Below are 20,645 nucleotides of genomic sequence, written 5' to 3'. Positions count from 1 at the left end.
AAACGGGAGACGGGAAGCCATCGTGACGATCCTCGACAGGCGTGCGTTCATCGCCACCGGGGCAGCCGCGGCGTCGCTGATGCTGGCGGGATGCAGCCGCCGTCATCGCGCGACTCTGTTCGGCACCGACACTCATCCGGCCGACTATCCCACCGTGCAGGCCTTCCGCCGCTTCGGCGACCTGATCGAGCAGCGCAGCGGCGGGCGGATGGTGCTGAAGCTCTTCCCCGGCGGCCAACTGGGCGCGGAGCGCGACACGCTGGAGATCACCGTGTTCGGCGGGCTCGACTTCAACCGGGTTAATATGAGTCCGCTCAACTCGATCGAGCCGCTGACGATCGTCCCGTCCCTGCCCTTCCTGTTCGAGAACGAGGCGCATATGCGCCGCGCGCTGGACGGCGAGCCGGGCCGGCGCCTGCTCGCCTCATTAACGCCGCACGGCCTGATCGGCCTCGCCTTCTACGATTCCGGCGCGCGTTCCTTCTACAACCGGCGCGGGCCGATCATGCGGCCGGAGGACATGCGCGGCCTCAAGGTCCGGGTGCCCAATTCGGACCTCTATGTGGCGATGATCCGCGCGCTCGGCGCGGACGCGACGCCGATGGACATCGGCGAGGTCTATCAGGGCCTCGCCCAGGGCGTCGTCGACGGCGCGGAGAACAATTGGCCATCCTACCAGACCGGCCGCCATTACGAGGTCGCCCCCTATTACAGCCTGACCGATCATGTGATCGCCCCCGAAGTTCTGCTGATGTCCAAGACGAGCTGGGACGATCTGACGCCCGCGGATCGCGAGATCGTGATGGAGAGCGCGCGCGAGTCCGTCCCCTATATGCGCGGCCTGTGGGACGCGCGGGTGGCCGAGGCACGCACGGCTTTGCTGGCCGACGGCGTGCACGAGAACGAAGTGGACCTGACCGCCTTCCGCGAGCGGATGCGCCCGGTCTGGGGCGCCTTCGTCACAAGCGAAGACCAGCGCAGGCTCGTGGACATGATCCTGGCCATGGGGGGCGGCGATGCTTGAGCGGCTGAAGCGGATCAACGCGGCGGCGAGCAAGGCGCTGCTCGATGCCGGCGCGGCCGGGCTGGTCGCGATGACCGCGATCATCGGCTGGCAGGTGTTCGGCCGCTACGTGATGGGCTCCAGCCCGCCCTGGGCGGAGCAGGCGGCGCTCAACCTGATGATCTGGTACGTCTTCTTCGCCGCGGCCGCCGGGGTGCGCGAAGGCTTCCACATCCGGATCCTGCTGGTCGAATCGCTGCTGGCGCCGCGTCCGCGCCGGCTGATGCGGCTGATCGCGCATGTCGTGGTGGGCGCCTCCGGTCTCGCCATGGCGATCTGGGGCGGCGAGCTGGTGGCGCGGACCTGGAGCCATGTCATCCCCACGCTTGGCCTGCCGCGCGGCGTCGCCTATCTGGCGCTGCCCTTGTCGGGCGTGCTGATCGCCTTCTTCACCGTCGAGCTCATCCTGGAGGATGTCGCCGGTGAAGACAGCGCGGATGTGCCGGACGGGGAGGCCGCCTGATGGAACTCGCGATCCTCCTCCTCACGCTCGCGATGCTGCTCGCCATCGGCGTGCCGGTCGCCTTCGCGCTGATCGGCGCAACGCTGGCGGCGTTCATGGTCATGGACATCCCGCTGGTCGTCATGTTCCAGCGCATGGCCGCCGGGATCAGCGTCTTCACGCTGATGGCGATCCCCTTCTTCATCTTCGCCGGCGATCTCATGTACCGCGCCGGCATCGCCGCGCGGCTCGTGCAGGTGGCGGAGGCCGTGTTCGGGCGGACGCGCGGCGGGCTGGGCCAGGTCAATATCGGCGCGTCGATGATGTTCGGCGCGGTCTCCGGCTCGCCGATCGCCAGCGCCTCGGCGATCGGATCGACCCTGATCCCGCTGATGAAGGAGAAGGGCTACGGCGCCGATTATGCGGTGAACGTCACCGTCACCGCCGCGATCGCCGGCCTGCTCATCCCGCCGTCGCACAACATGATCATCTATTCGGCCGCGTCCGGCATGGGCGTGTCGATCGGCGACCTGTTCCTCGCCGGCATCATTCCCGGCATTCTCACGGGCTTCCTGCTGTCGGTCACGGCCTGGCTGGTGGCGATCCGGCGCGGCTATCCCAAGGGCGTGTTCCCTGGCTGGCGGCCCTTCGCGCTCGCCTTCGTGGCGGCGATCCCGGGGCTGATGACCGCGATCATCATCATGGGCGGCATCCTGTCCGGCATCTTCACGCCCACCGAAAGCTCGGCGATCGCGGTGATCTACACGATCCTGGTCGGTGCGCTCGTCTATCGCTCGCTGGGCTGGGCGGAGTTCAAGGGCGCGGCGCTGCAATCGGTGAAGACCGCCGCGATGGTGCTGCTCATCATCGCGGCGGCGACCGGCTTCGGTTTCGCGCTCGCCGTCCTCGAAGTGCCGGCGGCGATGGCCTCCATGATCGGCTTTCTCACCGACAATCCGATCTTCATCCTGCTGATCGTCAACGTCATCCTGCTGCTGCTCGGCACCTTCATGGACATGGCGCCCTTGATCGTCATCACGACGCCGATCTTCCTGCCCATCCTGATGCCGCTGGGCATCGACCCGGTCCATTTCGGCATCATCATGATGCTGAACCTGGGCATCGGCCTGGTGACGCCGCCGGTGGGCTCGGTGCTGTTCGTCGGCTCGGCGATCGGAAAGATTCCGATCGAGCGCACGGTCAGGACGATCTGGCCCTTCTATCTCGCCATGATCGTTTCGCTGATGCTGATCAGCTACATTCCGGAGCTGTCGCTGGCGCTGCCGCGCTGGTTCGCCTGAACTATTCCGGCCGGGCTTCGACGAGCCGGCAGGCGATGTCCAGCCGGTCGCCGAAACGGCACTCCACCAGCTGGCCGGGCCGGGCGTCATGGACGCCGGTGACGGCGCCGCTGGAGATCCACTGGCCGGGCGCAAGCGCGATGCCGCGCCTCGCCATCAGCTCGAACAGGAAACGGGCCGCACCGATCGCGCCGTCGGGAAAGCTTGCCGCCCGGCCCGCGCCGACCTGGGTGCCGTCGATCAGGGTCGCCACGTCCCATTGCTCGAAGCCGCTGGCACGCCAGTTCGCGATTTCCGGGCCGATCACCAAGCCGTTATTGTTGCCGAAATCGGAGACGACGGCGGTGGGGCCGAGATCGTTGATCGCGCCGAGCGGAGAGCTGGCGATCTCGATGCCGACATGGGCGGCGTCGATCAGGTCCGCCGCTTCGTCCAGCGTGAAGCGCGCTTTGCGGGGTTCGGGCACGGCCCCGATGCGCAGCAGGAACTCGGCCTCGCCCGCAGCGAAACCCTTGGCGAAGACCGGCATGTCGACCGGCTCCCGAGCGGCGGGCATCGCGGCGAAGATCGGACCGGCGAGCCGGTCGGTGCCGAAGCGATCGACAAGCGGCACGGGCACGCGGCCGACTTTCCAGCCGACGACCGGGCGGCTCCAGCCGCGGATCGCCTCGTCCTGGATCGCATAGGCATCGTCGAGAGTGTCGGGCAGCGCGCCGGGATAGGCATCCAGCCCCGACGCGGCGCGGCGGGCATCGCGGAATCGGCCGGCAATGCTGCTGACATCGTTCATCAAGGCCAAGTTCCGCTCCTGAACATATTTTTCGGGACTGCTATAGGAAACCGGTGTCATAAGCAACCGGCTCGATATGTGGGATCAAATGTTTCAGCTTTTCCGGAGAGTGGCGGCAGCGCGTGCGCGCGCGGCGATGGCCTGGCCGTCCGGCACCTCGCCGCGCGGGGCAAGCCAGGAACCGCCGACGCAGGCGACCGCTGATTCGCCCAGCCAGTCCGAAGCAGTGTCCTGCGTGATCCCCCCGGTCGGACAGAAGCGGAAATCGCCGAAGACCGCGGCCAACGCGCGCAGCGCCGGCAAGCCGCCGGCCGCGACCGCCGGGAAGAATTTGACCCGCGAGAGGCCGAGATCGCGGGCCCGCATGATATCGCCGGCATTGGCGATGCCGGGCAGGAACGGCACGCCCGCCTCGCTGGCCGCCACGCCCAGCTCCTCGGTCAGGCCCGGGCTGACGATGAACTGTGCGCCGGCACGCATGGCGGCGCGCAATTGTACCTCGTCGAGCACCGTACCGGCGCCGACCATCGCGCCCGGCACCTTGCGCATCTCGCGGATCGCGTCGAGCGCCGCCGGCGTGCGCAATGTCACTTCCAGCGCCGGCAGCCCGCCCGCGACCAGCGCTTCGGCGATCGGCCGGGCATCCTCCACCCGATCGATCACCAGCACGGGAATGACGGGCGCGAGATCGAGGACGGCATCGATGTCGGTCATGGGCAAGCACGCTCCGCTTGAGGCAATCAGAAACCGGTGTCAGACTAGGCGGCGCAACATATGCGGGCAAGCGGCGGCCTTGAACAAGCAAGGCGATGGCCGCTAGTCGGGCCGGATGAGAGGGGCAGCTTTGGGCAAGAGCGACGATGCGCAGGGCAATGGACGGGGCGGCAAGCCGACGATCAACGACGTCGCGCGCCTGGCCGGCGTGTCCAAGAAAACGGTGAGCCGCGTCATCAACCGTTCGCCTTTGCTCAACGAGGAGACGCGCGGCCGGGTCGAGAAGGTGATCCGGGAGCTCGGCTACGTGCCCAATCCGCAGGCGCGGGCGCTGGCGCTGCGTCGCAATTTCCTGGTCGGCCTCATCCACGACAATCCCAATGCGCAGATGGTGCTCAACATGCAGCAGGGCATCCTGGAGGCGTTGCAGGGCACCGATTTCGCGATGGTCGTGCGGCCCGTCGATCGCACCTCGTCGATGATGCTGGACGATATCCGCGTCTTCATCGAACGCCAGCGATTGTTCGGCGTCGTCATCCTGCCGCCGATCAGCGAGAATGACGCGCTCGCCGCGCTCTGCGACGAGCTCGGTTGTCGCTATGTCCGGATGGGCTCGGCCAGGCTCGACGATCCCGAGCATATGGTCGCCTCCAACGACCGGGACGCGGTCAGGGAGGCGACCGAGCATCTGATCGCGCAGGGGCACAAGCTGATCGGCCTGATCGAGGGGCCGGACGGATTCCGCTCGGCGCAGGAACGGCGGCGCGGTTTCGAGGATGCACTGTCCGCCGCCGGCATCGCGCTGCCGCGCAGCCTGATCGCGCGCGGCAATTACACGTTCGAAACCGGGGTCACCGCCGCCAACCGGCTGCTCGACCTGTCGCCGCGCCCCACGGCGATCTTCGCCAGCAATGACGAGATGGCCGCCGGCATCGTCTTTGCGGCGCGCGAGCGCGGCATCGCCGTTCCGGAAGAATTGTCGGTGATCGGCTTCGACGACACGCCGATCGCCGCCCATATCTGGCCGCCGCTCACCACGGTGCGCTGGCCGATCGTTTCGATGGCCCGCGCCGCCGCGCGCAAGCTGGTCGGCGACATGGTCGGCGGCGAGGCGGCCGAGCCGCAGCCCGCCGAGCTGCCTTCCACCCTGGTCAAGCGCGCCTCCGTCGCCCCCCCGCGCGGCTGAAGGCCGACTGCGTCCGCCTTGCGGCAAATGCTGACACCGGTTACCATGGTCGGAAGACTGGAGAGGATCGATGTTCGAACGCACTTATTACGCCACCCATCCGGACATGATGGAGTGCGTGTCCAACGAAGAATTGCGTGATCGCTACCTGATCCCCGGCCTGTTCCGGGACGGCGAATGCGTGCTCAACTACACCCATGCCGACCGTTTCGTGATCGGCGGCGTGGCCGTGGCCGGCGGAGAGGTGAAGCTTCCCGACCAGGCCGAGCCGCCGTCCGCCGCCGGCCATCCCTTCCTGGAGCGACGCGAACTCGCGATCGTCAATGTCGGCGCCGCCGAGGGCATTGTCACCGTGGATGGCGAGACGTTCACGCTCGGCAGCAAGGATTGCCTCTACGTCACGATGGGCGCGAAGGACGTGGTCTTTTCCGGCCAGGGCGCGCGCTTCTATCTCGCCTCCTGCCCGGCTCATAAGGCCTTCCAGACCCGCAAGCTGGGCATCGCGGACGCCAACGCGCTCGACCGCGGCAGTCTCGAGGAATCGAACGAGCGGACCATCTACCAGCTCGTCATCCCGGGCGTGTGCGATTCGGCGCAGCTCGTCATGGGCCTCACGGTGCTGAAACCGGGCAGCGTCTGGAACACGATGCCGCCGCACATCCATGAGCGGCGCAGCGAGATCTATTTCTATTTCGAGCTGGACGATGCCGAAAAGGACCGTGTCTTTCACTTCATGGGCGAAGGCGAAGCGACCCGCCATCTCGTCGTCCAGAACGAGGAGGCGGTGATCTCCCCGCCCTGGTCCATCCATATGGGATCGGGGACAAGGGCCTATGCCTTCATCTGGGCGATGGCCGGCGAGAATCAGGACTATACCGACATGAACGTGCTGGACATCTGCCAGCTCGCGTGACCCTTTAGAGGGACGACATGACGAACCCTTTCGATCTTTCCGGCAAGGTGGCGCTCGTCACCGGCGCCAATACCGGCATCGGCCAGGGTATCGCCCTCGCGCTGGCGGCGGCGGGCGCCGATGTCGCGCTGGCCGGGCGCACGCCGGCCGAGGAGACCGCGGACAGGATCGAGGCGCTCGGCCGCAAGGCGGCGCTGATCGCCGCCGATCTTTCCACCGTCGCGCCGCTTCAGGGCGTGGTGGACAAAACGATCGCCGCGCTCGGCGGGCTCGACATCCTGGTCAACAATGCCGGCATCATCCGCCGCGCCGACGCGGTCGATTTCACCGAGGCGGACTGGGACGCGGTGATCGACACCAATCTCAAATCCGTCTTCTTCCTCTGTCAGGCGGCCGCGCGGCACATGATCGCGAATCATGAGAAAGGCGGGGGCGGCGGCAAGATCATCAACATCGCCTCGATGCTGAGCTTTCAGGGCGGCATCCGGGTGCCGAGCTATACCGCGTCCAAATCGGGCATTGCCGGGCTCACCAAGTTGCTTGCCAACGAATGGGCGGGCAAAGGCATCAACGTGAACGCGATCGCACCCGGCTATATCGCCACCAACAACACCGCCGCCCTGCAGGCGGACGAGACGCGCAATCGCCAGATTCTGGAACGCATTCCCGCCGCCCGCTGGGGCGATCCGGCCGATCTGGGCGGCGCGGCGGTGTTCCTCGCCTCGTCCGCGTCCGATTATGTGCAGGGCCATGTGCTGGCGGTGGACGGCGGCTGGCTGGCGCGGTGAACGGCCGTTTCCTCTGCTTCGGCGAATTGCTGCTGCGTCTGACCGCGCCCGGGCGCGAATTGCTGCTGCAGACGGGCCGTCTCCATGCGCATGTCGGCGGGGCGGAGGCCAATGTCGCGGTCGGCCTCGCCCGGCTCGGCCACGATGTCGCGATGGTGAGCCGCGTGCCGGACAATGCGCTGGGCGATGCGGCGCGCGGCCATTTGCGGCGTTACGGCGTCAATGACGCGGCGGTCGCCGTCGCGCCGGGACGGATGGGCCTCTATTTCCTGTCGCCCGGCGCCGGTCTGCGCGCGTCCGCCATTGTCTATGACCGGGAAGGCAGCGCCTTCGCCCTGGCCGGGACGGAGGATTTCGACTGGAATGCGCTGCTGGACGGCGCCGGCATTCTCCATTTGTCCGGCATCACCCCGGCGCTCGGCCCCCGCTCCGCCGACGCGGCGATCGCCGCCGCCGAGGCGGCGCGGGCGAAAGGCGTCCCGGTGTCCTTCGACGGCAATTACCGTGCCCAGCTCTGGAACCGGTGGGACAGCGATCCGAAAGCCATCCTGACCCGGCTGGTCGGACAGGCGGACATCCTGTTCGGCAATCATCGCGACATCTCGCTGCTGCTCGACCGGGAATTCGACGGCGATGGCGAAGCGCGGCGACGTGAGGCGGCCGAGGCGGCTTTCGCGGCTTTCCCGAATCTCGAGCTGATCGCCTCCACCGCCCGCCATGTCGACGACGCCGACCGGCACCGCATTTCCGCGCGCGTCGATATGCCCGGCGCATCGCATCAGACCGAGGAGGTGCTGGTCGCCGGCATCGTCGATCGCATCGGCGCGGGCGATGCCTTCGCAGCGGGCGTCCTGCACGGCTGGCATGGCGGCAGCGATGCCGAATCCATGGCCCGGACCGGCCTCGCGCTCACCGCGCTCAAACATTCGCTGCCGGGCGATGCCAGCCTGTTCGGCCAGGCCGATATCGACGCCTTCCTCGCCGGCGGCTTCGACGTCCGGCGCTAGCGCGCCTCCTGCATCGCCGCGTCGCGCGCACTGGTCGGCTGCTGGATGAAGTCGTCGCGCTGGCCGGGATAGCGGCCGGAGCGCGGCTCCATCGTGTCGAGGTTCCAGTCGGCTTCCACGAAGGGTGCGCGGGCCGGCTCCACCACCGGATAGCCGCCGACCTCGCTTTCGTCGTCGATGATGTGACCGCGCCCTTCCGCCACATCGAAGATCACGCGGATGTCGTGCGCATCGCGGTCCCAGGGGCGGGCGCCGGCAAAGCGCAGGACATGGGTTTCGACCTGATTGGCGGGGAGCACCTCCAGCCCTTCGGGCCAGACGAGAGCGCGATCCGATTCGACGATCCGGGCCGGGCTGGTCGTGTAGCGGCCGAACATCGGCAGCGGCCGGCCCTGGCGATCGACGGCGAGATTGTCGCGGCCGTGATAGTTGAGGTCGCCGACCCCGCCGATGGTGAGGAAGGCGATGTCGTCGCGGGTCGAGAAGCCGGCGCGCAGCACGTTGCCGACCGCCGATAATTCGCCGAGCTGGTGCGGCCGATCGCCCCATTCGAGGTCCATCAGATTGTAGTGGATCGCCTGCGCGCCCGGATTGAAGATCAGGTTGTTGACGACCGCCGCATGGACGCCGCCCTTGAGCAGCGGCGAGCGCTCATAATTGTGGGCATAGACGTTGCGGTAGATGAGGATGCCGGTGGCATTGTCGTGGAGCAGCGAGCCTTTGGAATGCTCGCCTTTGGGGTGGCTCGAATCGGCGAGCCCTTCCGCCAGCAGATTGTAGGAAAAGGTGATGTTGTGGCTGGTGCCGCGGCGCCATTCCTCAACCGTATTGCCGGTGAAGCGCGGGCCCGAGGCGGAAAGATTCTCGTCCGGCGCCCAGGTCATCGTGCAATGGTCGATGATGACGTTGCGGGCGCCCACGGTGGAGAGCGCGTCCACCTCCCAGCCGCCGCGCCGCGCCTGGCCCGACGCGCCGGGGCGGATGCGGATGTGGCGCATGATCACGTCATGGGTGCGGATGTCGATGCCGCCGCGGATGATCGTGATGCCCGGCGAAGGCGCGGTCTGGCCGGCGACGGTGAGGAACGGCTCGGTGATGTCGAGCGTGGTGAGGCCGAGATCGATCACGCCCGCGACCTCGAACACCACGATTCGCGGGCCTCGCGCCTCCACCGCCGCACGGAAGGAACCGGGCCCCGACGCATCGAGATTGGTGACGCGAAGGATAGCGCCGCCGCGCCCGCCCGGCGTCTGCGCGGCCCAGCCGACCGCACCCGGAAAGGCCTGGGCCAGCGCCGGGCCGGCAAGGCACAAGGCGGCGAGCAGAGTGAAAAAGTGGCGGAATGGCATGCTTTTGCCCCTCCCGAGGCATGGTCTTGACATGGCCGGCGCATCGGCTCAAAGTCTTATGACACCGGTTACTTCACAACGGCAACCGGGAAAAGGCGACCTGCGGTCAACGCGGGCGCGAATATGGGAGGACAGCGCCGATGGCCATCATGGCATACCGGAAATTCGCGTCGAACATGCGCGACTGGCCTTTTTTCGCGCCCGGAAGACACCGGTGTCATAACCATTTTCACAATGAACGCCCTGGCGCGCACGCGCCGTGCGGCTCACCATCGCGCCCTGGCGCGACCAATCGGGAGGGGATGATGGCTTCGAACCTTGGAACCGCGGCGCGCGGGCACTTCGCTGCGCGCCTGTTCGGCACCGCTTCGGCGCTTGTGCTGGCTTTTGCGGTGACCGGCATCGCCACACCGGCCAATGCCCAGGACAGCGACACCGCCGCAGGCACGGACAGCGATCAGGAGATCACGATCACCGGCTTCCGGGCCTCCTTGAACGCTTCACTGAACGACAAGCGCGAGGCCAATTCGATCGTCGATGTGATCCGCGCCGAGGACATCGCCGATTTCCCGGACAACAACCTCGCCGAATCGATCCAGCGCATCCCCGGCGTCGCGATCACCCGCGACCAGGGCGAAGGCCGGCAGATCACGGTGCGCGGCCTGGGGCCGATCTTCACCCGCGTCCGTATCAACGGTATGGAGGGCCTGTCCACCACCGGCGGTTCCGACGCCAGCGGCGGCGCCAATCGCGGCCGCCAGTTCGATTTCAACATCTTCGCGTCCGAGCTGTTCAACTCGATCACGGTCCGCAAGACGGCGACCGCCGATGTCGAGGAAGGCTCGCTCGGCGCCACCGTCGATCTCCAGACGGCGCGGCCGTTCGATTATCGCGAGGATTTCGTCCTCGCCGGCAGCGCGCAGCTCGGCCTCAACGATCTTTCGAATTCGGTGGACCCGCGCATCGCGGGCCTCGTATCCTGGCGCTTCGCCGACGGGCGCGTCGGCATCCTGCTCTCCGGATCCTACAGCGAACGCGGCATCGTCGAGGAGGGGCCGAGCACGGTGCGCTGGGCGCAAGGCACCGCGGACGGCGGCTTCAACGCCGCTTCCACGCTGCCGAATGGCGCGAGCAATTTCGGATTCTTCCATCCGCGCATTCCGCGCTACGACAGTTATCGCTATCAGACCGAGCGGCTCGGCCTCACCGGCTCCATCCAGTTCCAGCCGACCGACGCCACGTTGATCACCGTTGACGCGCTCTATGCGCGCTTCCGGTCCGAACGCGCGGAGCAATATCTCGAGGCGCTCTCGTTCAGCCGCAACGCCGCCGCCGGCGGCAAGCCGCAGACGATCATCCGCCCCGGCGCCGTGGTCGAGGGCAACAGCCTGGTCTACGGCGTGTTCGACAATGTCGACGTGCGCGTCGAATCGCGCTTCGACGAGCTCACCACCACCTTCCAGCAATATACCGGATCGCTGACCCACGATTTCAGCGACCGGCTCTCGCTGTCATTGCTCGGCGGCTATTCGCAATCGCAGTTCCGCAACCCGATCCAGACGACGGTCGCGCTCGATGTCCTCAATGTCCAGAATTACATCTACGACTATCGGGGCGGCCGCCTGCCCTTCTTCAGCTACGGCAACCTCAACGTCGCCGATCCCAATGCCTACACGCTGGGCGAAATTCGCCTGCGCCCGCAATTCGTCGACAATGATTTCACGGTCGCGCGCGGCGAGCTGTCCTACCATTTCTCGCAACAGATCACCTTGCGCGGCGGTGTCGATTACAAGCGTTACGGTTTCGATTCGCGCGAGCTGCGGCGCGCCAGCGAGACGGTGGTGCCGGCGCTCGCGCCCGGCCAGCTCGCCAGTCTTTCGACGATCTGGCTGATCAATGCCGGCACGCCGCTCCCGGACGGCACGCCGCGCGCGTTCGTTGTTCCGAATCTCGATGCCTTCGCCGACACGCTCGGCATCTATTCCAACACCGGCATCTTTCAGCTGTTCGGCATCGAGAATGCGACGGCGCGGGCCAATTTCCGGACCGTGACCGAGCGCGCGCTCGGCTTCTATGCCCAGCTCGATTACAACATTCCGGTCGGCGGAATCGATGTGCGCGGCAATATCGGCGGTCGCTATGTCCGCACCCGGCAGGTCTCCACGGGCTATACCGGCCAGGGCACCACGCTGGAGCTGGTCGAGGCGCGGCGGACCTATGACGACTTCCTGCCCTCCTTCAACATCGCGGCCGAGCTCGGCAACGGCTTCATCCTGCGCGGCGCGGCGGCGCGCGTGCTGGCCCGACCCGATATCGGCACGGTCAATCCCGGCGGTGCGTTCAGCGTTTCGGGCGGCAACCGCACCTTCAACCGCGGCAACCCGCTGATCGATCCGACCGAAGCGACCACGTTCGATCTTTCGGCCGAATGGTATTTCGCCCCGGAATCGGCGCTGATCGTCGGCCTGTTCTACAAGGATATCGGCACCTTCGTTGCCAACACGACGCAGCAGATCCCGTTCAATCAGCTCGGCCTGCCCGACTCGCTGCTCGTCGGCACGCCGGCGACGCCGACCGACCTGTTCACGGTCAACCAGCCGGTCAACTCGGAAGGCGGCACGCTCAAGGGCATCGAGATCGGCCTGCAGATGCCGTTCCGCTTCCTGCCGGGCCTCCTGCGCAACATGGGGATCCAGGCCAATTACACCTATGTCGATTCGGAGATCGACTATCCGCTGACCACCGCGCCGAACGCGCCGGTCGTCACCCAGCCGCTGGTCAATCTGTCGCGCAACATGGCCAATCTCACGCTCTATTACGAGGACAGCGTGTTCCGGCTGCGCGGCTCCGTCGCCTATCGCAGCGGCTATCTCCAGCAGGTGCCCGGCCGCAACGGCGTGGCCGCAACCAGCCCCAACGCGGCGCAGCCGGGCTTCAACGATGTCGAAGGCGTCAATTCGAGCCTGAACTTCGACGTGTCGGCCTCGGTCGCGATCAACCGCAACATCTCGCTGACCTTCGAGGGCGTGAACCTGACCGACGAATATGTCGATCAGTATATCGACAGCGCCGACAACCGGCTGAGCACCTATCACCATACCGGCCGGCAATTCTATTTCGGCGTGCGCTTCACCTACTGACGGCGCCAGGACAGCGGCCCGCCTCGCTTCGGCGAGCGGGCCGTTTTTGTGTTAGGATCGCTTCGATGCGCCGCGCGCTTGCCCTGATTGCCCTGCTGCTGCTCCCGGCCATCGCTCCGGCGCAGAGCCGCGCCGAGATCGAGGCGACGATGCGCCGCGCCACCCAATATATGGTCGAGCATGTCGCCGATCGGGGCGGCTATGTCTGGACCTATCTGCCGGACGGCTCGCGCCGCTGGGGCGAGATGGAGGCCGGGCCCGACATGATCTGGGTGCAGGCGCCCGGCACCGCGACGATGGGCCATCTTTTCCTCGATGCCTGGCACGCCACCGGCGACGATTATTATTACGAGGCCGCCGCGCGCGCCGCCGACGCGCTGATCGCCGGGCAGCATAGCAGCGGCGGGTGGAACTATTTCATCCATTTCGGCGGCGCCGAGGGCGCGCGGCGCTGGTACGAAACGGTGGGCGCGAATGGCTGGCGGCTCGAGGAATTCCAGCATTACAGCGACAATGCCACGTTCGACGATGCCGGCACGGCGGAAACGATGCAGCTGTTGCTGCGTCTCCATCTCGCCGGGCGCGACGATCGCTTCCGCGCGCCGCTCGACCGCGCGATCGGCTTCGTGCTGGACAGCCAATATCCGAACGGCGGCTGGCCGCAGCGCTTCCCCTACGATCCCGGCTACCCCGAATATCAAGGCTACATCACCTTCAACGACGATGTGGCGAAGGAGAATATCGGCTTCCTGATCATGGCCGGCCGCGCGCTGGGCGACGCACGGCTGATCGCGGCGGCGCGGCGGGGGATGGAGGCCTTCCTGATCACCCAGCTGCCGGCGCCGCAGGCGGGATGGGCGCTGCAATACACGCTCGATCTCCAACCGGCGGGTGCGCGCAGCTACGAGCCGCTGGCGCTGGTCACGCACACCACGGCGGCCAATGTCGAGCAGTTGATGCACTTCTACCGGCTGACCGGCGAGACGCGGTTCCTCGATGCGGTGCCGGCCGCGCTGGACTGGCTGGCATCGGTACGCCTGCCCGACGATGTCGGGCCGCCCGCCAGGCGCTTCCCCACCTTCGTGGAGATCGGCACGAACCGGCCGATCTATGTCCACCGGCGCGGATCGAATGTGGTCAACGGCGCTTATTATGCGGATCATGAGCCGGCCGCGCCGATCGCCCATTATTCGCAATTCCGGCCAATCGATCTCGATCGCCTGCGCCGCGACTATGATGCATTGCGGGCGATGTCGCCGGAAGCCGCGACGCGCGGATCGCCGCTGCGCGAAGACGCGCGCGTGCCGCGTCTCTTCATCCTGGCAGGCATTGCGGCGGGATCGGACTTCACGGGTGCCGCGCGGCTCGACCTCGCGGGCATCGTCGCCGCGCTCAATGAAGAGGGATGGTGGCCGACGCCGCTGGCGACGACCAGCCATCCCTCTTCAGGACCGGGCCCTGCGGAGCCGGCGCCGGGTGACCATCGCGAGACGCATGTCGGCGATGCCAGCGACACCTCGCCCTATCCGGATTCCGAACCGGCGACGGGCATTTCGACGGCGACCTATATCGCCAGCATGACCCGGCTGATCGCCGCGCTCGTCGATGCGCCGCGCTGAGCCTCAGGGCGAAGCACGACCCCGCGACAGCCAGTTGAGGACCACCGCCGCAACCAGTGCCGCCAGCGTCAGCCAGAAGCCGATTTCGACATCGACGCTGATCATGTTGGCGAGCTCCTGCTGGTTCATGCCCGCACCGCCTTCCGCAGCCGCGCTTTCGCGCATCTGGGCCGGCACCTTGACCAGCACGGTATAGCTGATCAACAACGCCGCAACCGCCGCGCCGCCAGCCGCGACCAAAGCGGCCTGGCCGCGCTTCAGCACGAATGTGGCGGCGATCGAAAGCAGGATCAGCAGCGCCGCGGCGAGAACCGCAATGTCGCGCTCGCCCGCGCCCGGCGGCGTTTCGGCGGCGCCGGTCATCGGATTCGGCACGGAAACCGACCCGGTCGCCAGATTGTAGCCGCTGAACGATACCAGATCCTGGCCCTGGCAGGAAATCGTCACCCAAGGCAGCAGGAACAGCAGCAGCGCGACGCCCTTCGCGCCGCGCGCCAGATTGAACAGCGGCAGACCGCCGCCGGATGCGGCGGGCGGCGTTTCGCCCGCCGGAGGTACATTGTCAGGTTCGCTTGCCATCGACCATCCCCCTCTTGTGTCGAGAAGGAGATGGTCTGCCTGATGGCAATCCAAGTCAACCGGGCTCTTCACGGCCCGGTCGGGAAAGTCCTACCAGCGCGACCGCCAGCGATAGCCGTCCCAATAATAGCCGGCGCGCGGCGGGGCGTAATGGCGCCCGCGATCATAGCGGTAGCCACGCTGCGCCTGGGCGAGCTCGCGGCGACATTCGCGCTGGGCGCGTCGATATTCGCGGCGGGTATCGGCGCGGCGCAAATCTCGCCGACATTCGCGCTGCGCCCGGGCGACGTCGCGACGGTGATCGCGCTGGTAGCGATGGTCGCGATTGTCGCCGCGCCAATATTGGGCGCTTGCCGGCGCCGCCGGCAGCGCCGTCGCGCCGAGCGCTCCGATGACGGCGGCGATCAGGATGGTACGCATGATCCTACTCCCATGTCAGGCCCGCTCGCCGCGATCCTAGGCAGGCTTGCCTGAACCGCGCGCGAGCGGGACGTTCAGCGGAGGTTTAGCGGCAGCGCACGTTGCCGCGTTCGATCTCGCGGCCCGCCAGGCCGCCGACGCCGGCGCCGATCAGGGTGCCCAGCACGCTGGACCGGCCGCCGTCGAGCGCGTTGCCGAGCAGGGCGCCAACCCCCGCGCCGATGATGAGGCCGGTCGTGCCGTCGCTGCGGCGGCAATAATAACGGCCGTCGCGGCCGCGATAGATGCGGTCGTTGCGGGTCAGCCGCCGCTCGCGATAATAGCGGCCGTCGCGATAATAATCGTCGGCATAATAGGCGCCGCCGGCCGGCGGGCGGTTCCAGTCGTAACGATTGTACTGGCGCCAGTCGCGGTTGCGCGCCTGGGCAAGTTCGCGGCGACATTCGGCCAGCTCGCGGCGATATTCGCGGCGGTTGTCGGCGCGGCGCAGTTCGCGCTCGCAGTCGCGCTCGGCACGGCGTTCGTTACGTCCCTGCGCTTCGGCCGGCGGCGCGGCGAACGGAACCGCGACGGCCGCCATGGCGGCGGCGAGTATCATCTTACGCATGACATGCTCCTTTCGGGCAAAAGCCTCATACATTGGGCCTGTGCCGGACAACGAGGCAGCGGCCGGCTTGTTTCCCGGCGGATCGCCTTTCCCCGGCGAGTCGTCGCATCGCGCCCAGGCGGCAGACCGTGCCTGCCGAGCGGCCGGCAAGGTAAACGGCGTGTTAGGAGCTTGGTAGGACAAGCCTGCTAAGCGCTCACCATGGGCAAGGACTGGGATCCCTATATGGTCGCGCGCGACCGCTCCGGACGTCGGATCGATCAGAACGGTCGACGGTCGGGCGAGCGCATCCGCACCGGCAACGCCGTCTTCAACGGACGCGAGCTGCGCCTGATCATCGGTATCGGCCTGGGGCTGGGTATCGTGCTGTTCGAAGGGACGCGCAGCGGCTTCGGTTTCGGGATGCTCGGCAGCGATCCGCCACCGGCGAAAGCCGAACGCGCCGCCGCGCCGACCCCCGCTGCCGCCGCCGCTTCCTTCGGCGCGCCTGGCGAACGCGCGAGCGTCGCGCCGCGGGCCCCTGCCGCCGAAGCTTCGCTGCTGCGCGGCGTGACCGTGCGCCCGGAGACGGTGCGCCCGATCGACGGCCGCAGCTTCGCGCTGCATGGCGAGCGGATCCGGCTGGCCGACATCGACACGCCCGACCTGCGCGCGCCCTGCCCGCACGAGGCGGCGCTTGGTCTCCAGGCGGCCCAGCGGCTTGCGGCGCTGCTGCGCGCGGCGCCGTTCCAGCTGAGCGAATCGTTCGGCCGCGACAGCGACGAGCAGGGGCGCAAGCTACGCATCGCCTCGCGCGGCGGACATTCGCTCGGCGATGCGATGGTCGCGGAGGGCCTGGCCCGGCCGTGGAGCACGGTCGCGAGCCCGTGGTGCGCGACCGGTTTCGGCGAGCTCTAGCGGCGACGCGTTCCGCCGGCCCCGGCCCCGGCCGTCAGCGCCCGCCGGCAGCGGCCATGATCTGAACCTCGGTGACGTCGCCCACCCGCGTGGCGGTGAGGCTGACCAGCCCGCCATCCTCATTGTTGGCGGCCATCGTCACCAGCAGCCCGGTCGTCTCGGGAATATCGACGACGAAGCCCGCGCGGTGCGCGGCATCGGCGTAGAATTCGGCGACGCGGCGCGGCGGATCGGGCGTGGCGAAGGCCAGCGAGCCGCTGACAGCGCCCTCGCCGCGCCCGTCGCGGACCTGCCGGGCACCGGGATAGGAGGGCAGCAGCGCGGCGAGCAGCGCCGGATCGGCCGGCGAGGCGGCCGCCTCGTCCGCATCGGTTTCGGCCAGGGCGTTCGCCGCCGCAGCGGGCGCGTTGCCCCCTCTCTCGCAGCCGGCAAGCGTCAGCAGCGTCGCCGCCGCGATGATGATGATGCGCATGAGGCCTTTGATCCTCCTCTTCCCGCCGGCATCATGGCGGCGCGCGGGCGAAGCGCAAGACCGGCCTGACGATCAGCCGGCTTCGCGCCTTCATGTGCGGCGCGATCGGCGGGGCGCTGATGCTGATGCTGATAGCGACGGGCGTGCTGCCCCACCGGGCGCCGGAACGCCAGATTGACCCGCGCGGCGGCGGCGCGCAGGATCCGGCCATGACCCAGCACCGCATCTACCGGATGAGCTTCGCGAGCGTCTATCCGCACTACATCGCCAAGGCCGAGAAGAAGGGGCGGACGAAGGACGAGGTGGACGAGATCCTGCGCTGGCTGACCGGGCACAGCCAGGCGAGCCTGGAGGCGGAGATCACGGCGAAGACGAATTTCGAGGACTTCTTCGCCAATGCGCCCCGGCTGAACCCGAACCGGACGCTGATCACCGGCATGATCTGCGGCTACCGCGTCGAGGAGATCGAGGAGCCGCTGATGCGCGAGCTGCGCTACATGGACAAGCTGATCGACGAGCTCGCCAAAGGCCGCAAGATGGAGAAGATATTGCGGGGGTAGGAGGTCCTTCCTTCGCGTCCTTTCTTCTTCGCGCCTTCGCGTGAAACCAATGCCGCCTATTTCACGCGAAGGCGCGAAGGAAGTGAAGGAAGGCCGCGAAGAGTGAAGTTGCCCTGCGGGCGGGCATTTCGGCATTCGCCGGACGCCGTGGCGCGAATGTTCCCAATGTTCGCACTGGCCATGGAGCCCGCCTTCGCCGCCGCCGCGCGGCTATTCCGATACCGTGTCCGAAAGCGCGTCGAGCTGCGCGGGGAAGGCCCGGCGCGCCTCGGCCTGGGGATCGGCGGCGCCGTCCTTGCGCAGCTCCCACGGAGCGGCGTAGCGCCGGGGATCGAGGCGGGCGAGCAGCCACATGAGCAACCGGTCGCTCGGCATCCGTTTCTCCGCGACCAGCGCGCCCTCCTGCCAGACCTGCTCGACGCGGCCGTGGATCGCGCGATCGAAGGCGAGCGCGGAGAGCCGCCCGACGGCGAGCTGCTCCGCCGTGTCCCAGGCCGCGGCGAAGGCCGGCGAGCGGGCCCGCAGCCCATAGGCCGAGCGCGCCGACAGCCGCGCGGTGGCGCAGGCGAGATGGACCGAGCCGGTCTCGGCGAGATTGGCGAGGAACAGCCGCTGCCGCTCGGCGCTCCAGCCGGCCCAGCGCTTGCGGCTGTCCTCCAGTTCGACGCCGTCGAACGGGGTCGGGGCAATCGCCGGCGCATCGCCGGCCTCCGCCTCGGCCCGCGATCCGGGGCCGGCGGCGGGCGGAAGCAGATCGGTCGGCCAGACCTCCCCGCGTTCGGGCAGCGGCACGAGCGAAAGGCGCGGCCCGCCCTCCTCGTCCGCCGCCTTCGCGACCGCGTCGTGGCGGTCGCTCGCCGCCACCCAGGCATCGAACTCCTCGAGGCTCATCTCTCTTTGCGCGCCACGCTTCATGATCTTCGCTCCTTCGAATCGCGATAAGGAGCGGATCATTTATCCCATTTGGTTAGCTGTAGGAAAATGGTTTTAAGGCGGGAGGGGGAAGGAACGGGTTCGCGCGGAGACGCGAAGGCGCGAAGAAAGGTAGAAGGGGCTTACACAGCTTCGGCGATTTCGCGCTTCACGAGGCTCGTTTCGCCATCGCACCCCCGGCAATAGGCTTGCGTCAGCGTATCGGCCACAAGCCAGTCCTGTGCTTCGATGTCCCACCGCGCCCAGGCATCCAGCAGGACGTCTGAGCCGCCGCACAGGCTGCATGTAAAAGCGACCTTCATCTTCGCTTCTCCGCGAGTTGGGGGCAGATCTATTTCTCTGATTACGCTACGCAACCGGAATGTCCACGCTGCACCTTGTCCCCGACGATCTCAAGCAACTCTACCATGTCCGCGAGTGGCGTAACGCTGCCGGCGTGTTGACGACGGCTTGCCCGGATGAATGGGCCGAGATCATCGAGGTGCTGCGCGGTTTCAGGCTGTTGCGTTCGGAGGTGCAAGCGGCGGGCGGCAACAAGTCGCCCATCGCCAAGCAGATGGACGGGGGCTTTTACGCGCGCGGATGGGAAGAGAAGCAGTTCGAGACAGCGATCAAGATTGACGACGAGATTTTTGAAAGTCCGACCCACAAGGTGGACTGCTTCAAGGGCAGGGTCGCGCTGGAGCTGGAATGGAACAACAAGGACCCGTTCTTCGACCGCGACCTCAACAACTTCCGGCTGCTGTTCGATCTGCGGGCGATCGACGTGGGCGTGATCGTGACGCGAGCCACCGAATTGCAGGCGATTTTCAAGACGCTGGGCAAGGGCAGTTCCTATGGCCGCTCGACCACGCACCACGAACAGCTTTGGCCCCGGATCGAGGGCGGCGGCGGGGGCGGATGCCCGATCCTGACCTTCGCGATCACGCCGGAACTCTATGTCGATGACGGACCACCGACGGCCGCGCAGATCGAGGCGACCGAGGCGGCGCCGGGCGAAAGCGAGGAAGGTTAGCTGGATTCCGGATCAAGTCCGGAATGACGGCAGGGGGGATGGGAGCGGCGGCTATTCCGCCGCGATGGCCGTGCTGTTGTAGCTGTAGGTGTCCCAGGTGGGCTTGTAATCCTCGTCGGCCTGATTGCCCCAGACGGTCCAGCCCCGGCGCTTGCCGCGGCTGAACATTTCGAGGCGCGGACCCCAGGAGCAATCCTCGATCAGCTTGTACTGCTCGTCGGGCTTGCGGCTGTGCTCGCGCTTGCGGGACTGGATCATGTTGACCTGGCTGCGGCCGGGATCGAGCGTGCGGGCATTCTTGCCACGCGTACCGAACAGCAGCAGCTCGGTGACGTTGCGGAAATAGAAGCCGACGCCGCGCCCGTCCGAGCCGCCGTCCTTCCTGATCTTGTGCCAGACGATGTTGGAGACGTAGCGATAGCCCCACGCCTCCATCACGCACAGGCCATCGGGCAGCAGCGCGTTCGGCACCCAGAGATAGAGATGGGACGGCTCGGCGGCGATCTCGGCGACGGGCAGCGCGCAAATCTCGTCCAGCGTCATCGTGCCGTAGCGCGCGAGCCTTTTATGCTCCGGCGCGACCTTGCCGGTGCGGTTCTGAAACTGCCACGGCGGATCGGCGAGGATCGTCCCGAACCTCTTTCCGCGCGCCGAAGCGAGGAGGTCGATTCCGGCGTCGGAGAGATCGGCGGCGGGGCGGAACATAACAAGATCTATTAAGGTGATGGCTTAAAAGGTCAATGCGAATTTCGGCTAGGGAGAGATTTCCGCCACTGCAACCCGCCGACTAAGTCGAAGGACGTTTGAACGCGGTCTCCTCCATTCGTGCATCGAAAATTAGTGCGCTGTC

22 protein-coding genes are annotated in these 20,645 nt (G+C 67.3%); 12 read left to right on the top strand and 10 right to left on the bottom strand.

Annotation, left to right across the window (positions count from 1 at the left end):
• The first annotated feature begins 79 nt into the window (after positions 1-79).
• The 3 genes from KF780_03625 to KF780_03615 are packed head-to-tail and all read left to right on the top strand — an operon-like array spanning position 80 to position 2,806.
• Positions 80-1,024, top strand: coding sequence for a TRAP transporter substrate-binding protein (locus KF780_03625; GenBank protein ID MBX3560883.1), 945 nt, complete (start codon positions 80-82; stop codon positions 1,022-1,024).
• On the top strand, positions 1,017-1,526 hold the full coding sequence (locus KF780_03620) for a TRAP transporter small permease (GenBank protein ID MBX3560882.1): 510 nt from the start codon (positions 1,017-1,019) through the stop codon (positions 1,524-1,526). The genes KF780_03625 and KF780_03620 overlap by 8 nt, the downstream gene beginning before the upstream one ends.
• Entirely contained in the window at positions 1,526-2,806 is a 1,281-nt protein-coding gene (locus KF780_03615) for a TRAP transporter large permease (GenBank protein ID MBX3560881.1), read from the top strand. The genes KF780_03620 and KF780_03615 overlap by 1 nt, the downstream gene beginning before the upstream one ends.
• A 1-nt stretch (position 2,807) precedes the next feature.
• Here KF780_03615 and KF780_03610 read toward each other — a convergent pair whose 3' ends face one another.
• Together KF780_03610 and eda are read right to left on the bottom strand one after the other, a co-directional pair.
• On the bottom strand, positions 2,808-3,596 hold the full coding sequence (locus tag KF780_03610; protein MBX3560880.1) for a 2-keto-4-pentenoate hydratase: 789 nt from the start codon (positions 3,594-3,596) through the stop codon (positions 2,808-2,810).
• 93 nt (positions 3,597-3,689) lie between these two features.
• Positions 3,690-4,310 carry a bifunctional 4-hydroxy-2-oxoglutarate aldolase/2-dehydro-3-deoxy-phosphogluconate aldolase gene (gene eda / locus KF780_03605; GenBank protein MBX3560879.1) on the bottom strand — a complete coding sequence of 207 codons (621 nt, stop codon included), beginning with the start codon at positions 4,308-4,310 and terminating at the stop codon, positions 3,690-3,692.
• A 115-nt stretch (positions 4,311-4,425) separates the two neighbouring features.
• On the opposite strand from eda, the gene KF780_03600 reads away from it, so the two are divergent.
• The 4 genes from KF780_03600 (at position 4,426) to KF780_03585 (ending at position 8,204) form a co-directional block, all read left to right on the top strand.
• Positions 4,426-5,496, top strand: a complete 1,071-nt coding sequence (locus KF780_03600) for a LacI family DNA-binding transcriptional regulator (protein ID MBX3560878.1) — start codon at positions 4,426-4,428, stop codon at positions 5,494-5,496.
• Positions 5,497-5,566: 70 nt separating this feature from the next.
• On the top strand, positions 5,567-6,409 hold the full coding sequence (gene kduI / locus KF780_03595) for a 5-dehydro-4-deoxy-D-glucuronate isomerase (GenBank protein MBX3560877.1): 843 nt from the start codon (positions 5,567-5,569) through the stop codon (positions 6,407-6,409).
• 17 nt (positions 6,410-6,426) lie between these two features.
• Positions 6,427-7,197: a 2-dehydro-3-deoxy-D-gluconate 5-dehydrogenase KduD gene (kduD, locus tag KF780_03590; GenBank protein ID MBX3560876.1), complete on the top strand. Its 771-nt coding sequence runs from the start codon at positions 6,427-6,429 to the stop codon at positions 7,195-7,197.
• Positions 7,182-8,204: a sugar kinase gene (locus KF780_03585; GenBank protein MBX3560875.1), complete on the top strand. Its 1,023-nt coding sequence runs from the start codon at positions 7,182-7,184 to the stop codon at positions 8,202-8,204. The genes kduD and KF780_03585 overlap by 16 nt, the downstream gene beginning before the upstream one ends.
• Here KF780_03585 and KF780_03580 read toward each other — a convergent pair.
• Positions 8,201-9,553, bottom strand: coding sequence for a pectate lyase (locus KF780_03580; GenBank protein ID MBX3560874.1), 1,353 nt, complete (start codon positions 9,551-9,553; stop codon positions 8,201-8,203). The two genes, KF780_03585 and KF780_03580, sit on opposite strands and share 4 nt — an antisense overlap.
• A gap of 305 nt (positions 9,554-9,858) precedes the next feature.
• Between KF780_03580 and KF780_03575 the strand changes: the two genes are divergently transcribed.
• Positions 9,859-12,693, top strand: a complete 2,835-nt coding sequence (locus KF780_03575) for a TonB-dependent receptor (GenBank protein MBX3560873.1) — start codon at positions 9,859-9,861, stop codon at positions 12,691-12,693.
• 65 nt (positions 12,694-12,758) lie between these two features.
• Positions 12,759-14,312 (top strand): hypothetical protein, encoded by a 1,554-nt coding sequence (locus KF780_03570; protein ID MBX3560872.1) that lies wholly within the window; start codon positions 12,759-12,761, stop codon positions 14,310-14,312.
• A 3-nt stretch (positions 14,313-14,315) separates the two neighbouring features.
• Here KF780_03570 and KF780_03565 read toward each other — a convergent pair whose 3' ends face one another.
• The 3 genes from KF780_03565 to KF780_03555 form a co-directional block, all read right to left on the bottom strand.
• Positions 14,316-14,891 carry a hypothetical protein gene (locus KF780_03565; GenBank protein MBX3560871.1) on the bottom strand — a complete coding sequence of 192 codons (576 nt, stop codon included), beginning with the start codon at positions 14,889-14,891 and terminating at the stop codon, positions 14,316-14,318.
• A gap of 90 nt (positions 14,892-14,981) precedes the next feature.
• On the bottom strand, positions 14,982-15,311 hold the full coding sequence (locus tag KF780_03560) for a hypothetical protein (GenBank protein ID MBX3560870.1): 330 nt from the start codon (positions 15,309-15,311) through the stop codon (positions 14,982-14,984).
• Between the two features lie 85 nt (positions 15,312-15,396).
• Positions 15,397-15,918 carry a glycine zipper 2TM domain-containing protein gene (locus tag KF780_03555; protein MBX3560869.1) on the bottom strand — a complete coding sequence of 174 codons (522 nt, stop codon included), beginning with the start codon at positions 15,916-15,918 and terminating at the stop codon, positions 15,397-15,399.
• A gap of 579 nt (positions 15,919-16,497) precedes the next feature.
• Here KF780_03555 and KF780_03550 point away from each other — a divergent pair.
• Complete coding sequence (locus KF780_03550) at positions 16,498-16,815, top strand: thermonuclease family protein (protein ID MBX3560868.1); 318 nt, start codon at positions 16,498-16,500, stop codon at positions 16,813-16,815.
• Between the two features lie 34 nt (positions 16,816-16,849).
• Here KF780_03550 and KF780_03545 read toward each other — a convergent pair whose 3' ends face one another.
• On the bottom strand, positions 16,850-17,287 hold the full coding sequence (locus KF780_03545; protein ID MBX3560867.1) for a hypothetical protein: 438 nt from the start codon (positions 17,285-17,287) through the stop codon (positions 16,850-16,852).
• Between the two features lie 209 nt (positions 17,288-17,496).
• Between KF780_03545 and KF780_03540 the strand changes: the two genes are divergently transcribed.
• Positions 17,497-17,847 carry a DUF2200 domain-containing protein gene (locus KF780_03540; protein MBX3560866.1) on the top strand — a complete coding sequence of 117 codons (351 nt, stop codon included), beginning with the start codon at positions 17,497-17,499 and terminating at the stop codon, positions 17,845-17,847.
• 210 nt (positions 17,848-18,057) lie between these two features.
• Here the strand turns inward: KF780_03540 and KF780_03535 are convergent, their stop codons facing one another.
• A complete protein-coding gene (locus KF780_03535) occupies positions 18,058-18,762 on the bottom strand; it encodes a hypothetical protein (protein MBX3560865.1) in 705 nt (234 codons plus the stop codon).
• Between the two features lie 140 nt (positions 18,763-18,902).
• Positions 18,903-19,082, bottom strand: a complete 180-nt coding sequence (locus KF780_03530) for a hypothetical protein (protein MBX3560864.1) — start codon at positions 19,080-19,082, stop codon at positions 18,903-18,905.
• A gap of 59 nt (positions 19,083-19,141) precedes the next feature.
• Here KF780_03530 and KF780_03525 point away from each other — a divergent pair, with 59 nt between their 5' ends.
• Positions 19,142-19,795 carry a hypothetical protein gene (locus KF780_03525; GenBank protein ID MBX3560863.1) on the top strand — a complete coding sequence of 218 codons (654 nt, stop codon included), beginning with the start codon at positions 19,142-19,144 and terminating at the stop codon, positions 19,793-19,795.
• 51 nt (positions 19,796-19,846) lie between these two features.
• Here the strand turns inward: KF780_03525 and KF780_03520 are convergent, their stop codons facing one another.
• On the bottom strand, positions 19,847-20,500 hold the full coding sequence (locus KF780_03520; GenBank protein ID MBX3560862.1) for an S-adenosylmethionine-binding protein: 654 nt from the start codon (positions 20,498-20,500) through the stop codon (positions 19,847-19,849).
• Positions 20,501-20,645 lie beyond the last annotated feature (145 nt).

This window comes from Sphingomonas sp. (assembly GCA_019635535.1).
Taxonomy (GTDB): Bacteria; Pseudomonadota; Alphaproteobacteria; order Sphingomonadales; family Sphingomonadaceae; genus Allosphingosinicella.
The sequence above is the reverse complement of the archived record's forward strand: the minus strand, read 5'-3'. Positions and strand labels throughout refer to the sequence as shown.